This window comes from Parafrankia soli, assembly GCF_001854695.1.
GTDB lineage: Bacteria > Actinomycetota > Actinomycetes > Frankiales > Frankiaceae > Parafrankia > Parafrankia soli.
The window spans coordinates 1-13,147 of record NZ_MAXA01000218.1 but is presented as its reverse complement, the minus strand read 5'-3'; the positions used below and the strand labels follow the sequence as shown (position 1 = coordinate 13,147).

At 68.9% G+C, this 13,147-nt stretch carries 13 protein-coding genes and 1 riboswitch; of the genes, 9 read left to right on the top strand and 4 right to left on the bottom strand.

Annotated features, from left to right (window positions below; translation table 11 throughout):
- The first annotated feature begins 7 nt into the window (after positions 1-7).
- The 4 genes from BBK14_RS19040 (at position 8) to BBK14_RS19025 (ending at position 2,373) form a co-directional block, all read left to right on the top strand.
- Positions 8-664, top strand: a complete 657-nt coding sequence (locus BBK14_RS19040; protein WP_020460099.1) for a response regulator transcription factor — start codon at positions 8-10, stop codon at positions 662-664.
- A 107-nt stretch (positions 665-771) separates the two neighbouring features.
- Entirely contained in the window at positions 772-1,005 is a 234-nt protein-coding gene (locus BBK14_RS38985) for a hypothetical protein (RefSeq protein WP_041254064.1), read from the top strand.
- Positions 1,002-1,658 carry a DUF5134 domain-containing protein gene (locus BBK14_RS19030; RefSeq protein ID WP_071064422.1) on the top strand — a complete coding sequence of 219 codons (657 nt, stop codon included), beginning with the start codon at positions 1,002-1,004 and terminating at the stop codon, positions 1,656-1,658. The genes BBK14_RS38985 and BBK14_RS19030 overlap by 4 nt, the downstream gene beginning before the upstream one ends.
- 130 nt (positions 1,659-1,788) lie before the next feature.
- Positions 1,789-2,373, top strand: coding sequence for an LppP/LprE family lipoprotein (locus tag BBK14_RS19025; RefSeq protein ID WP_071064420.1), 585 nt, complete (start codon positions 1,789-1,791; stop codon positions 2,371-2,373).
- A 100-nt stretch (positions 2,374-2,473) separates the two neighbouring features.
- Here BBK14_RS19025 and mce read toward each other — a convergent pair whose 3' ends face one another.
- Positions 2,474-2,899 (bottom strand): methylmalonyl-CoA epimerase, encoded by a 426-nt coding sequence (gene mce / locus BBK14_RS19020; protein ID WP_020460102.1) that lies wholly within the window; start codon positions 2,897-2,899, stop codon positions 2,474-2,476.
- Positions 2,900-3,143: 244 nt separating this feature from the next.
- The gene (locus tag BBK14_RS19015; protein WP_071064418.1) at positions 3,144-3,914 is read right to left on the bottom strand and encodes a peptidoglycan-binding protein; all 771 of its coding nucleotides are present in this window, start codon (positions 3,912-3,914) and stop codon (positions 3,144-3,146) included.
- Between the two features lie 275 nt (positions 3,915-4,189).
- Positions 4,190-4,356: riboswitch (cyclic di-AMP (ydaO/yuaA leader) on the bottom strand.
- Positions 4,357-5,666: 1,310 nt separating this feature from the next.
- Here BBK14_RS19015 and BBK14_RS19010 point away from each other — a divergent pair.
- The 4 genes from BBK14_RS19010 (at position 5,667) to BBK14_RS18995 (ending at position 10,786) form a co-directional block, all read left to right on the top strand.
- The gene (locus BBK14_RS19010; RefSeq protein ID WP_071064416.1) at positions 5,667-6,743 is read left to right on the top strand and encodes a polyprenyl synthetase family protein; all 1,077 of its coding nucleotides are present in this window, start codon (positions 5,667-5,669) and stop codon (positions 6,741-6,743) included.
- Positions 6,744-6,776: 33 nt separating this feature from the next.
- Positions 6,777-8,132, top strand: a complete 1,356-nt coding sequence (locus BBK14_RS19005; protein WP_071064414.1) for a cytochrome P450 — start codon at positions 6,777-6,779, stop codon at positions 8,130-8,132.
- 170 nt (positions 8,133-8,302) lie between these two features.
- Entirely contained in the window at positions 8,303-9,388 is a 1,086-nt protein-coding gene (locus BBK14_RS19000; RefSeq protein WP_071064412.1) for a terpene synthase family protein, read from the top strand.
- Positions 9,389-9,421: 33 nt separating this feature from the next.
- A complete protein-coding gene (locus BBK14_RS18995) occupies positions 9,422-10,786 on the top strand; it encodes a cytochrome P450 (RefSeq protein WP_071064410.1) in 1,365 nt (454 codons plus the stop codon).
- Between the two features lie 67 nt (positions 10,787-10,853).
- Here BBK14_RS18995 and BBK14_RS18990 read toward each other — a convergent pair whose 3' ends face one another.
- Positions 10,854-11,492 (bottom strand): TetR/AcrR family transcriptional regulator, encoded by a 639-nt coding sequence (locus BBK14_RS18990; RefSeq protein ID WP_071064408.1) that lies wholly within the window; start codon positions 11,490-11,492, stop codon positions 10,854-10,856.
- Positions 11,493-11,603: 111 nt separating this feature from the next.
- Between BBK14_RS18990 and BBK14_RS18985 the strand changes: the two genes are divergently transcribed.
- Complete coding sequence (locus tag BBK14_RS18985; protein ID WP_241831658.1) at positions 11,604-12,377, top strand: SDR family NAD(P)-dependent oxidoreductase; 774 nt, start codon at positions 11,604-11,606, stop codon at positions 12,375-12,377.
- A 35-nt stretch (positions 12,378-12,412) separates the two neighbouring features.
- Here the strand turns inward: BBK14_RS18985 and BBK14_RS18980 are convergent.
- Positions 12,413-13,147: NAD-dependent epimerase/dehydratase family protein (locus BBK14_RS18980; RefSeq protein WP_071064406.1), on the bottom strand; the 735-nt coding region annotated here is incomplete at its 5' end.

Below are 13,147 nucleotides of genomic sequence, written 5' to 3'. Positions count from 1 at the left end.
ATCCGGTGTGCGTGTTGCGATCGCCGAGGACAGTGGGCTCATCCGGGAGGCGCTCAGCGTTCTGCTCGCGACCATCGGGGTGGAGGTCACCGCCTCCGTGCCGACCGGGACGGAGCTGCTCGCCGTCGTGCGGGACGCCCCGCCCGACGTCGCGATCGTGGACATGCGGATGCCCCCGACCAGGACCAACGAGGGGCTGCTGACGGCCCGCGCGCTGCGGCAGGCGCACCCGGGGATGGGCGTCCTGGTGGTCACCGCGCACGACGACGACCCGTTCGCCGCGGACCTGTTCGCCGGTGGCGCCGCCGGCATCGGGTATATGCGCAAGGACAACATCACCAACCGGCAGGCGTTGAAGGACGCCCTCGAGCGGCTCCGCGAGGGGCAGCCGGTCATCGACTCGCACATCGCCGCGCGGCTGCTCGCCGGCTACCCGCAGTCGCAGCGCCTGAGCGGGCTGTCGGAGCGCGAGCGCCGCATCCTCGAGCTGATGGCCCAGGGCCTGTCGAACAGCGGGATCGCCCAGCGGGTGCACCTGAGCCCGAAGACGGTCGAATCCCACATCGCGAGTATCTTCACCAAGCTGGGGCTGCGGCCGGAGCCCACCGAGAACCGCCGGGTGCTCGCCGTCCTGGCCTGGGCGGACGCCGCGCGCCACGGCTGAACCCACCCGCCACGGCTGAGGCCGGCGCCACGGTGGGCGGATTCGGTCGGCTCTGCGGGCCCGACCGCTTACACTCAGATGATCTTATCGTCGTCGTGCGAGGTGCCATGAGCGGGTCGGACGCCCTGAATCGCGTCATCACGTTCTGTGGGAAGTGCAGCTGTGGCTGCCCGGAGCTCTACATCGACCACCACGCCGCGGCCGACCGCCGGGTCGTCCTCACCGACGACTTCGGCCAGCGGATCCAGATGAGCATCGAACAGCTGGAAGTCATCGTCGACGAGGCCCGGGCGGGTCGCATCAGCTCGCTGGTGGCCGCCGAGCTCGCCGCTGGGGGGTGACCCACCGCCACCCGGTGGCCGCGGACCTGGTTCCGCTGGCCGGTCCGCTGGCCGTAGCCGCCGGCGTGGCCTCAATCATCGTCGCAATGATCCACTTGTGGCGGATGCGCGCCCTGTTCCGCCGCCCGGTGGCGGCGGACGGGCCGCGTACGCACGCGTCCGCCGCGGACGGCTGGATCGAGGGCGGGCACGTGCTGGTCGCGGCCGGGATGGCGGTCATGTTCACCGGCCCCGCCCGGCTCGTCGGCTCCTGGCCGTTCCTCGCGCTGTACCTGGCGTTGACGGCGGCGCTGCTCGTCGGGCTCGTCACCCATCCCCGGTGCAGTGCGCCGGGCATGTGGTCCTGCTGTGCGCTGCTCGTCGTGGAGGCGGCGGCGATGGCGTGCATGTCCGGGGCGGCCTGCGTCGCCGGCTGGCCGCTGCGCACCGACGGGGCGATCGGCGCCTGGTGTGTCGTCATCTTCGGCGGGGCGTGCCTGGCGGCGCTGGCCGGCCCGTCGGCGCGCCGGTTCGCCGCGCCGCCGCCGCCGCGCCCGCGCGTCCGTGAGCTGGCCGCCCGGCTGATCCGGATCTTTCCGGAACCGGTCGTCCCGCGCGGATCCCGACTGATCATGTCGGGTGGAATGATCCTGATGCTCCTCGCCCGTACCTGATCGCCCGCTCCCGTACCCCCCGGGTGACCTGCTCCGAAACCGCGCATTCCACTCCCTGAGCGGGCGGCGAGCCCGAAGTGCGCCTACGGTCGGCCGGTCGGCAGATACGAGGCCCAAGGGGGCGGTCGCCATGCGTCGAGTCGTGTTCATCTCCGTACTGGCCGCCGCGGTCATCTTGAGCGGGGCGGCGTCTGCGGTGTCCGCCGCGCCGACCGCGGTGCAGTCACCCCCGGCCGCCACACCGGGCGCCGCGCGCAGCCCGGGTGCTGTGGCCAGCTCAGGTGCCGTGGCCAGCCCGTCAGGCCCTGGCAGCTCGGCCGCCGTGGCCGGTTCGTTGAGCCTGGCGGAGGCGTCGGGCCTTGTCCGCGGCCGTGGTTACACACCGATCACCACGGACGGCTACGAGCCCACCCACGATCTCAGCGTGATCGTCGGGCGGCTGTCCACCTCGGTGGACGGCCATCCGCAGCAGGCCTTCTTCTTCCACCGCGGCCGGTTCGTCGGGACGGACGCCGTCGCGAGCGCGGGCGTGCGGTGGGTGTGGTCGACCAGCGAGGTGGTGGCGCTGCAGTACGACCTGTACCGCCCGGCGGACCCGATGTGCTGCCCGAGCGCGGGCGCGGCGAGCGTGCGGTTCCGCTGGGACGGCACGTCGGTCGTGCCGCTCGACCCGATCCCGACCAGCAAGTGGACCGCCGCTGAGAGCCGCCGCTGACCAGCGACGCAGTGCCGGTGGGACCGCCGGCGGGTGGGACCGCCGCCGCGGCCGGGCCCGGGTCAGCCCCCGGGCCCGGCCGCGCTGGTCACGCCGGAGGTCAGTGGCCCTCGGCCGCCTCGACCAGCTCGGTGAGCACCCCGCCGAGGCCCTTCGGGTGCATGAACGCGATCCGGCTTCCGGATGTCCCGTGCACCGGCGTCTTGTTGACCAGGTCGAACCCGGTGACGGTGAGCGCCGCCAGCGCCGCGTCGATGTCCGCCACGCCGTAGGCGATGTGGTGGATGCCGGGGCCCTTCTTCGCCAGGAACTTCCCGACCGGGGTGTCCGGGCGCACCGGCTCGAGTAGCTGGACGTAGGAGCCGCCCGTGTCGCCGTGGTGCACCAGCAGCATCGCCTCGCGCACGCCCTGCGCCTCGTTCGTCTCCTGATGCGCGACCTTCAGGCCGAACGCCGCCTCGTAACGAGGGATGGCCTCCTCCAGCGAGGCCACGGCGATTCCGACATGGTCGATCCTGGTCAGCACAAAAATCGCTCCTGCCTCGTGGACGGGCGGCCCTGGTCGCGTCCTGCCTGGCGGGCCAGAACTCCGAGCCTGCCCGGATCCGGCCCGGCGGTCCACTGAAGCGGCAGGTCGGCCGTGTCGGGCGCGCCACCCCCGCCCGGCCACGGGCTTGGCCACGCCGCCCGGTCGCCGCCCCGTCGCGGCCCGGCACCGGCGTGCCCGGGCCGCGACGTGGACGGCTCGACGGCCGCGCGCCGCCCCTGGATCAGGCGAACAGCCTGTCGTGGGTGAGCGGGCCCACGACGCCGTCCGGGACGAGGCCGTTCTTCTTCTGGAAGTCGACGACCATGTGGTTGGTCTGCGGACCGAACCGGCCGTCGATGGTGATCGGGTAGCCGATGGCGGCGAGCCGCTTCTGCACCAGCGCCACGTCCCAGCGGACGCCCTCGACCCCGAGCCGCATGTAGCCCGAGCTGGCGGGCGCCGGTGCCGTCGCGGCCGGTGCGGCCGGCGTGACGGCCGAGATCGTCCGGGCGCCGGTGCCGCTGCCCACCGCGGCCGCCGCCGCGGCGCCACGGGCCAGGTACTTCACGTGCATGCCGTTCTTGTAGGCGCTCCAGGCACCGATGCCCTGGCTGGCGCATACCTGCCGTGCGGCCCAGGCGTTGACGTTCGGGTCGTAGAGGTTGCGGCTACCGACCCAGCTCGAGTGCGCGCGCATGTTGATCTGCCAGAGGCCGCGGGAGTCCTCACCGACCGTCGCGTGGGCCGTTGTGTTGCCGCCCGACTCGGCCAGCGCCACCGCGACCCAGGTGCTCAGCGGAATCCCGCGGCAGGACGGCAGGCCCGCGTTCTGCGCCGCCTGCGCGATGGTGACGTCGGAGACGGTGGCCGCGCTCGCCGGGCCCGCGGTGAACATCAGTCCCGCCGACGCGCCGATGACGCTCGCCGCGGTGACCACGGCGGCGCGGCCTCGCCCGGGTCCCCGTCCGGAGGTGTTCGGACGGCTGGACCTGCGGTGCTTTCCATGCGACATCTAAGAATCTCGTTTCTGCTATGAAGAACAGAGCTTCTGAATGTCCGGATGGGGAATTGATCCGTACACGGATCAAAAAGTTACGGCAACGATTCGCCCGGCGAGGGAAGCATGGCTCAGTGCGCCGGCGTTCTGTCGGCGTAAAAGTATTCCGGACCTGGTGGGTCTAGATTTCCTGCGTCAACCCCGGGATGCGGGCACTGTGCGGCCGCGGCGGCTGCCCGAGGGACGGGTGAAAGGCCCGCCTGGGTGATCCAGACATGCGTGCGTACACGACGATCCTTCCCGTACGCCTGCGAGGTTAGCTGTCGGGTTCGGGCCGGGAAGCCCGGTCGGCCTTTGCCGCATCTGCGGCGCGGTCGACTTCACCCCGAGGACGGCCGCCCGTGCGCGGGTGGCCGTCCGGAGGAACGTGGTTCCCCCGCTTCTGCCCTGCTGATCGCTAGGAGGGGACGACGGGCCTAGGGCAGAACTCGGCGTACGGCCCGTCGCTTGCTGCGAGCCAGGACACCGTAACGAACTACTAAGGGTAATCGCAAGTACTAATTTTCTTGGTCGGACGGCGCATCCTGGTCACGGTATGCACACAGGAGCGAGATCGAGACACTCCGAGTAGTAACCAGCGACGCTCCGGCCCGGATTGGGTCACCCGGCGCATGTCGCGGAAGGCGTCCGTTCGCCGGAGCTCGTGTCGGCGTCTGGCGTCTGGCAGCTAGCTGTAGAGCGTGATCACCTGATCGGGGCGGCCGTCGACTGATCCGAGCCCCTCAGCCCCCAGCCCCACCTCCCAGACGATGTGCGGCGGCCGAGGGCAGCGGCGAGCGGCCCTCGCCATGATCAGGAGCAGCATGATCGGAGCGATGTCGATCACCGAGCGCGAGTGTTACGCGATCTTCCTGAGCTCGACGCCGCGGTCGGCCCACGCGTCGTGGCGGGTGCGGCGGGTGTCGCGCAGCCGGCGATCAGCTCGGCTGGCCGGGCCACCCGTGAGCCGATCTGGGACGACGTCACCCGTGGAATCAGCGCAGATCGCGCACTCAAAAAATTTTGCGCGTTACGCAAGCGATCGTCGAACTAACGAAACCGCAGGTCAGGCGGGATATCGCGGGAGCTGATCCCGAGAAGTCCAGCGCGTGCTGCTGGATTGCATGTTCGTCCGGGCTTGACACCCCGCGAGCGCCTAACTAACTTGAGCAGTTATTGAACGCCGTGTTTCATATAGCGCACGGAGATGATCGTGGTCTTCAATCAGTCGCACCCGGCCGGGCGTGGCTGTCGGCGGCTAGACGCGGGTCGATCGCCACCGGCGACATCGAGGGGCCGGGCGGCAGACGGATCTCCGCTTCCAGTTCGTCGAGGGCTATCCCGACTACCACCCTAAGTATCCCGGCGGCCTGCCGGGAAAGACGGTCGATCGAGGCCGGCCTCTTTTCCTTTCTCGGTTTCGAGGAGTGGGAGGAGCGCATTGCAGGTGAAACACGTCCGTCATCCATCCGCGAGATGTCCCTGGGCGGAGCACCGGCGCGTTGCCGCCGGACACACTCGCCGCCGAGCGAGAGTGGACGCGCGTCGAAGCGCGGCCTGCCCGTTCACGCCGGAGCCCTGCGCGACCATCGGACAGGTCGTCCATCTGACCCTGCTCGACGAGCAGGAAGCGGTGCCTGGAAAAAGTAGGTAGATCGTTCGGCCGGACCCTGCCCTTACGCGCGGACGGCCACCTTGCCCCGCCCGCTGCACGGGAGTGGAGCTGCTATGACCAACGAGGCACCGATCCACACCGCGCTCCTTCGCGGCCCGCGAACGCGCCGGAGCGCGGCACAGTTGCTCGCCGAGGCACGGGCGCGCGTGGAGCCGGCGCATCGGGCCGTGATCGAGGTGCTGCCGGCCGAGATCAGACATGTGGCGGGCTACCACATCGGCTGGTGGGACGCCCACGGCCGACCGGCCGACTGCATGGGCAAGGCGGTGCGTCCTACGCTGACGCTTGCCAGCGCCCGCGCCGCCGGACGGCTCGCGGACCCGGCGGAGGCGGCCCGTGCGGCGGTGGCGGCGGCGGTCGCGGTGGAGCTTGTGCACGACTTCTCGTTGCTGCACGACGATGTGATGGACGAGGACCTCAGCCGGCGGCACCGGACGGCCGCCTGGGCGGTGTTCGGCACCCCGCGGGCGATCCTGGTCGGTGACGTGCTGCTCGCCGCCGCCCTGCAGGTGATGGCGGCCGAAGGATCGGCAGGCTCCCGCAGTGTGGAGGTGCTGACCGCTGCCGTGCAGGACCTGGCCGCCGGCCAGTCGGCCGATCTGGCGTTCGAGAAACGCGGCGAGGTGTCGCTGGCCGAGTGCCTGGCGATGGCCGAGGGCAAGACCGGCGCTCTGCTCGGGGCGGCCTGTCAACTCGGGGCCATGGCAGCCGGGGCTGAGGACGGTGTCGCTGCCTGCTACCGCGAGTTCGGGCGGCAGCTGGGCCTGGCGTTCCAGCTGATCGATGACGTCCTGGGGATCTGGGGCGACCCGAAGGTGACCGGCAAACCGGTCGGCTCTGACCTGCGCGCCCGCAAGAAGTCCTTACCGGTCGTGGCCGCCCTCGCCTCCGGCACGGTCGCGGGCGAGCACCTGGCCTGGTTGTACCGGCGGGACGAGGCGCTGGACCAGCAGGCCGTCGCCCACGCCACCCGGCTGATCGAGCAGGCCGGCGGCCGGGACTGGACGGCCGCCGAGGCGCGGCGCCGGACCGAGGCGGCCCTGAGCGCGCTGACGCGGGCCGAACCGGATTCGGATGCCGAAGACGACCTGCGAACGCTGGCCGCCTTGATGACCCGCCGGGACCACTGACGGGACCACGGAGATGAACGCGGAGGTGCGTTGGTGAAAGATCTCGATTCCATCCCGTTGGCGCCGGGCGCGCGGCCTGTGCTTGGTCACCTGATCACGGTGGCCTGCGATCCGCTGGCGTTCCTGTCCTCGCTTCACGAACACGGCGACGTGCTGCGGGTCCGGCTCGGCCCGGTCACGGCCGCGGTGGTGTGCGACCCCGAACTGACCCGCACGGTCCTGATCGATGACCGGACCTTCGACAAAGGCGGACCGTTGTTCGACCGGGCCCGCGAGGTCGCGGGAAACGGCCTGGTCACCTGCCTGCACCACGAACATCGCCGACAGCGGCGACTGGCGCAGCCAGCCTTCCACCGCTCTCGTCTTCCCGGTTACGCGGATGTCATGACCGCTCAGATCATCGAAGCCACCGATCGCTGGCGCGACGGTCAGATCGTGGACGTACCGGCCGCGATGATGGACATCACCGCCACGGTGACGATGTCCACGCTGTTCTCCAGCACGCTCTCCGCCCAGGTACACGGCGAGATGCTCGACGACATCAGGACCATCATCGACAAAATCCTGTGGCGGATGATCATGCCGCCGCCGCTGGACCGGCTGCCCACCTCGGGCAACATCAGTTTCTGGCGCGCCCGGACCCGGCTGCGGCGCACCATCGACACCCTGATCGCCGAACGCCGCGCCGACGGTACAGATCACGGGGACCTGCTGTCCGCGCTGCTCGCCGCCCGTGACCTCGAGGACGGCAGCCGTGGCCTGACCGACGCCGAAGTCACCAACATGCTCGTCACCATCAGCATCGGCGGGATCGAGACCACCGCCACCACGCTGTCCTGGGCCCTACATCTGGTCGCTCAGCACCCGCAGACCGAAGAACGCTTACACGACGAGGTGGACACGATCCTCAGCGGCCGTCCTGCCTGCTACCCCGACGTGCCGAAACTGGAATACACCCAGCAGATCATCACCGAGACGCTTCGCCTGTTCTCACCGATCCAGATGATCACCCGCCGGGTCACGACCGACACCCGGCTCGGCGGGCACGTCCTGCCCGCCGGGACCCCGGTCGTCTACAGCCCCCACGTGATCCACCACCGCGCCGACCTCTATCCGGACCCTGAAACCTTCGACCCCGACCGGTGGAGTCCGCTCGCGCCCACCCCGCCCCCGCACTCCTACCTGCCGTTCGGTGGAGGCGCCCGTAAATGCATCGGCGACACCTTCGGCATTACCGAAGCGACCTTGGCTCTGGCCACCATAGCCACCCGATGGCGCCTGCGTTCCGAACCCGGTCGTGCTGTCCGCCCCGCCCGGGCCGTCGCCCCGCGGCCACACCGGCTTCGTATGCGCGTCACCTCTCGAGTTCCCGGCCGAACAGAGGAGTGACCTGAACAGAGGAGTGACCTGGAGGTGCGACACGTCCGAACCCCGCGTGGGAGCGGCCAGGTCGCCGGCCTCGCCAGCTCACCGGTCACATTTCCCCGCCGTGTGGTGTCCCTGAGGGCCCGCAGGCAGAAACGCCGCCGTGAAATGTCAGCCAGAGGAGATTGATTGACGTGGCCGCCGCGGTCAAGACCATCATCAATTTCGATTTTCCCTTTCCGCACGGACTCAGCCCCGATCACGCATCCGCCACCGCCGAGTGTGCGCGCTGGGCCCGTGAGATGGGACTGGTCACCTCCGAGTTCGCCATGGAGCGGCTCTGCCAGTGGAACATCGGTCGCATGCTCGGTAACTGTGTGCCCACGGCACGCGGCGAGGACCTCGACGTGATCACCAAATGGAACGCGTGGGGATTCCTTTACGACGACCAGTTCAACGGCCCGCTCGGCGCCCGCCTGGACCTTGCGGCCAGGGTCACCGAAGGCATGATTGCGACCCTGTACGGCGAGAAGGACACCCACAGTCACTCTGCCGAGCGCGCCTTGACCGATATCCTGCAGCAACTGGCGTTACGCCGCTCCAGGATGTGGATGGCGCGATTTCGTAACCATAACCAGCAGTTTCTTGTCAGCCTTCTGCGTGAGACCGCCTTCCGTATGGACGGCTCTCCTCTCGGCTACCGTCAGGCCCTTGAGCTACGTCGGGGCGCGGTCGCGATGGAACCACTTGTCGACCTGATCGAGGTGGCCGAGAACTCCGAGGTTCCAGGCTCGCTGATCGCGACGCCGCAACTGCAGGAGATGCGGCGCATCGTCGGAGACCTCGCCATCTACCAGAACGATTTCTTCTCCCTGCCCAAGGACCGCCGCCAGCTTGAGGTCAACACCATCCTGGCCCTGGAGCAGGAGGGTCTCACCGAACAGCAGGCACTGGCCAGGATCGAGGCGATCAGCAAGGAGGAGGTCGCACGTTTCCTGCAGGCCAAAGAGCAGTTGCCTTCGCTGTGCGGGGAACTCGGCCTCACCTCCCATGACGTCGCTCAGCTTGACCGCCACGTGCACTGCATGGAGCTGATGATCCACGGAATTCTCTATGTCCACAAGGAATCCCTCCGCTACGCCGACCACGAAGCGCACACCGCGCCCCTGGCCGGCACTGGCTATCTCGAGGACCTGGGCATGGACTCCACCGTCACTCTCTCCGCCGACATCTTCCGCACCGCGGAGACCAGAACCGGTCAGCGGCGGTCTGTCGGCTGATCCGACCTCCACCCGAGAGGAATCGAGAAACCGATGGCTACTACGACCGCTGAGAAGATTCCGCGCCTGGCGCCCGGCGCCGTGCCGGTCCTCGGGCACCTGCCCCTCCTCCTTCGGTCGCGACTCGATTTCATCAGTGCGGCGCGAACCGCTGGTGCCGTCTGCAGAGTCAAGATCGGCCCGGAGACCGCGTACTTCGTGAACGACCACGAGCTGCTCGTCCAGATTCTCCTCAGTGACGCCGACACGTTTGTTCGGGGCGTGCACTTCAAGAAGATGCGGAACATGTTCGGGAACGGTGTCATCACCACCTCCGGTGATCTGCACCGGCGGCAGCGTCGCATGATGCTCCCGTCGTTCACCCAGCGGCGGCTCGCCCTCCACCTGCCGGTGATGCGCAAGATCATCTCCAGGTTCGTCGCTGACATTCCGGAGAACACGCCATTCGACCTGATGGGTCCGTCGATGAGTGTCGGCTGCGACATCGTGGCTTCGACGCTGTTCGGCGAGGAATGCCCACGGGAGATCCTGGACCTTGTCAGGGAGGCCGTTCCGGTCTTCGGCGAGAACGCCGGGATACAGGCTGTCGACGTGACTGGCCTCTACCGGCATCTGCCGACCAGTTCCAATCGGAGTTTCCGGCGCCTGCTGGCCGACCTCGACCGGTATGTGTACTCCGTGATCGACCGCAAGCTTCGCTCCGAGGTGAAGGACGAGGATCTGCTCGACGTGCTGATCGGTACCATCGATCCGGAGACTGGGAGGAGTTTCACGCGGACCGAGGTCCGTGACCAGACGATGGCGATCCTGCTCGCCTCGACGGAGACCACCGCGAACACAATCAGTTGGATGTGCTATGAACTGGCGCGGCATCCTCGCGTATTTTCCGCGTGTCGGGCCGAGGTCGATGCACTGAGCGGTCGCCGTGGCTGGGACAAGATCGAGATCGGGCGCTCGGACCTGGGTGGCATAAAGCGGGTCCTGTTCGAGGCGCTGCGGATGTATCCGTCGTCATATCTTCTTTCCAGGCAGGCCTCCGTCGACACGACACTGGGAGGCTACGGCATCCCGGCCGGGGCGACCGTCCTGTACTCGCACTACGGCCAGCAGCGCGATGAGCGTCTGTTCAGTCATGCCGATGAGTTCGATCCCGACCGGTGGCTGGAGCCGAACAGGTCCGAGGTGACGTCCGCGGCATTCATGCCCTTCGGGTACGGTGGATACAGATGTCTTGGCGAGAATGTGGCCACCATCGAGGCGACGTACTGCGTCGCCATGATGCTCGGCCAATGGGACTTCGACCTGTATGATCACTCGTCGCCGCGCGTGAAGGCGACCATCGCGCTTTCTCCCCACGATCTGGAGTTTGTTTTCTCGAAACGTGGAGAGGAGGGATGACGAGCTCGACTGATCGCGACACCGGCCGCGGTCCGAGGCCCGCCGGCGTGCGTGCCGGTGGTGCCTCTCACTGACCGCCCCGCATCGCGGCCGCGACCTGTTCGGCGGTCATCGGTGGAACGGGCAGCGGGTGCGCTGCCGCGGAGCGCAGCCCGTCCAGTTGGAGGTCGAGGTAGCGCCGCCAGGCGTCGGGCGCGACGTCGACGGTCGCCATGATCATTCGAGAGGTCGCCCAGATCAGGAGCGCGAGATCCGCCATGCCGAAATCGTCGCGGAGTGTCCCCTCGGCCCGGGCGCGGTCGAGCAGCCCGGCGACGTCGGCGAATCCGCGTTCGCAGGCGGCACTCAGTGCCGGCGTGTTGGGATACCGCTGCGTCATCGCGTCGTTCAGCCCGCGATCGGTGGACTGCAGCTCGAAGATCTGGATCAGAAATCCACGGAACGCCCGCCAGGAGTCCGCCTCGGCCGAGGACGCCCGCGCCGCCTCCGTCAGCGCGGCCACCCGCTCGGGGTAGATCGCGTCCAGCAGTGCTGCCCGGGTCGGGAAGTGGTTGTAGAGCGTCCCGATGCTCACCCCGGCCCGGCGCGCGATCGCGTCCAGTGGAGCGTTGACGCCGGACTCGGCGAAGGTGGCGCCGGCCGCTGCCAGCAGCCGCTCCCGATTCAGGGTGGCGTCCCGGCGCCTGCTCTCCCGAGCCTCAGCCATGCGGCCACGATACCCGCCTAAATTGAGGGTTCCCTCAACTTCTGCTACTCTGCATGCCAACTTGAGGGAACCCTCAAGTTGGCGGCGGATGCTCGGCGGAAGGAGCGGTCGGTGGCGGAACGGGTGAAGGATCCCCGAGCGGAACGCGGAGCCGCGGTGGTGCTCGGCGTCGGGCCGGGGCTCGGGCTCGCGATGGCGCGCAGATTCGGCCGGGCAGGCCACCCGGTCGCGATCGTGTCCCGGTCGGACACTCGTCATGAGAGGTACCTGGCGCACCTGGCCGCCGACGGTACGACGGCGATCGCTCTGGTGGCCGACGTCCTCGCCGCCGAGCAGCAGGCAGCGGTGCTGGCCCGGGTCGTGGAACGGCTCGGGCCGATCGAGGTGCTGTACTTCGGTCCCGCGGGCATGGCTCCCAGCGACTTCCCGGTCCCGATTGACCAGATCACCGGGGAGTCCGCGCTGCGTGCCCTCGCCGTCGTCCCGCGGGCCGTCGATGCCGTGGCCTCCGTGTTGCCCGGGATGATCGCGCGAGACAGCGGGGTGATCCTTCTTCCGACCGGGCTCAGCGCCGTGCGGCCGATGCCACCACTGGGCAACCTGGCGCTGGCCGCTGCGGCGCTGCGGACGTACGCCGTCACCCTGCACGCGGCCCTGGCCGGTACCGGCGTCTATGCCGGATCGTTGGTGATCGGTGGTGGCATCAGGGGCGGCGACATCTTCGAGGCCATGGCTGGCCATCGAGTGGAAGGTCTGGCCGGCTCCGGTCTGGATGAGCATCGACTCGCCGCCGTGTCGCTCGACCCGCACGAGATCGCCGACCGGGCGTGGCGGATGGCCACCGCCCGAGATCGAGCTGAACTCGTGTTCTCCGTGCTGGACTGACCGTGGCGGCGGTCACCGGGCGCGGCCGCGACTCGCTACGCGGATCTTGTCATGGCATTGGCGGTTTCGATCAGGACGTCGTCGAGGGGGGTCGGCTTGAGRTCGAATGTCCGTGTGGCCAGCGTGGCGTCCAGGACGGAGGGCCGCTGGTAGAGGTACTGCATCTCYGGAACCTCCGCCATGATCGGATCGGAGCTGGCCAGGTTGTGCAGGTCGAGYGGTGACATGTTGACCAGGTGRGGGACGGGTGARCCGGTCAGATCGGCGAACCGCACCGCTATCTCGCGTACCGAGCCGTCGGAGATGGGGGGYACGTGCCAGGCYYGCCCCCAGGYCTGGTCGTCTCTGCTGACGGCGACGAGCATGCGGGCCACATCGCCGGGATAGGCCCAGCTGTGCGCCGCGTCCAGGTCTGCTGGGATGTGAACGGGATCTCCGGCCAGAACAGACGGCGCGACCATCAGGTTGAACATCGACACCGATCCGGGGCCGATGAAGTCGCCGGGTCGTACCTCGGCGAAACGGATCCGCCCCTGCTCGTGGGCGGTGATGGCGTCCTGCCACATCTGTGCCCGAACCCGGCCCTTGATGGTGGTCGGCGACAGGGGAAGGTCCTCGGTCATCGCCCCGACGACGGGGCCGTACCCGTAGATGTTGCTGAGRTTGACGTAGCGCGCGCCGCTGCGTTCGGCCGCGGCCAGCAGTGCGGCTGCCAACGCCGGAGTCTCTGTCGGCAACCTGTTGTAGGCCGGCGATGCGCAGTTGAAGAG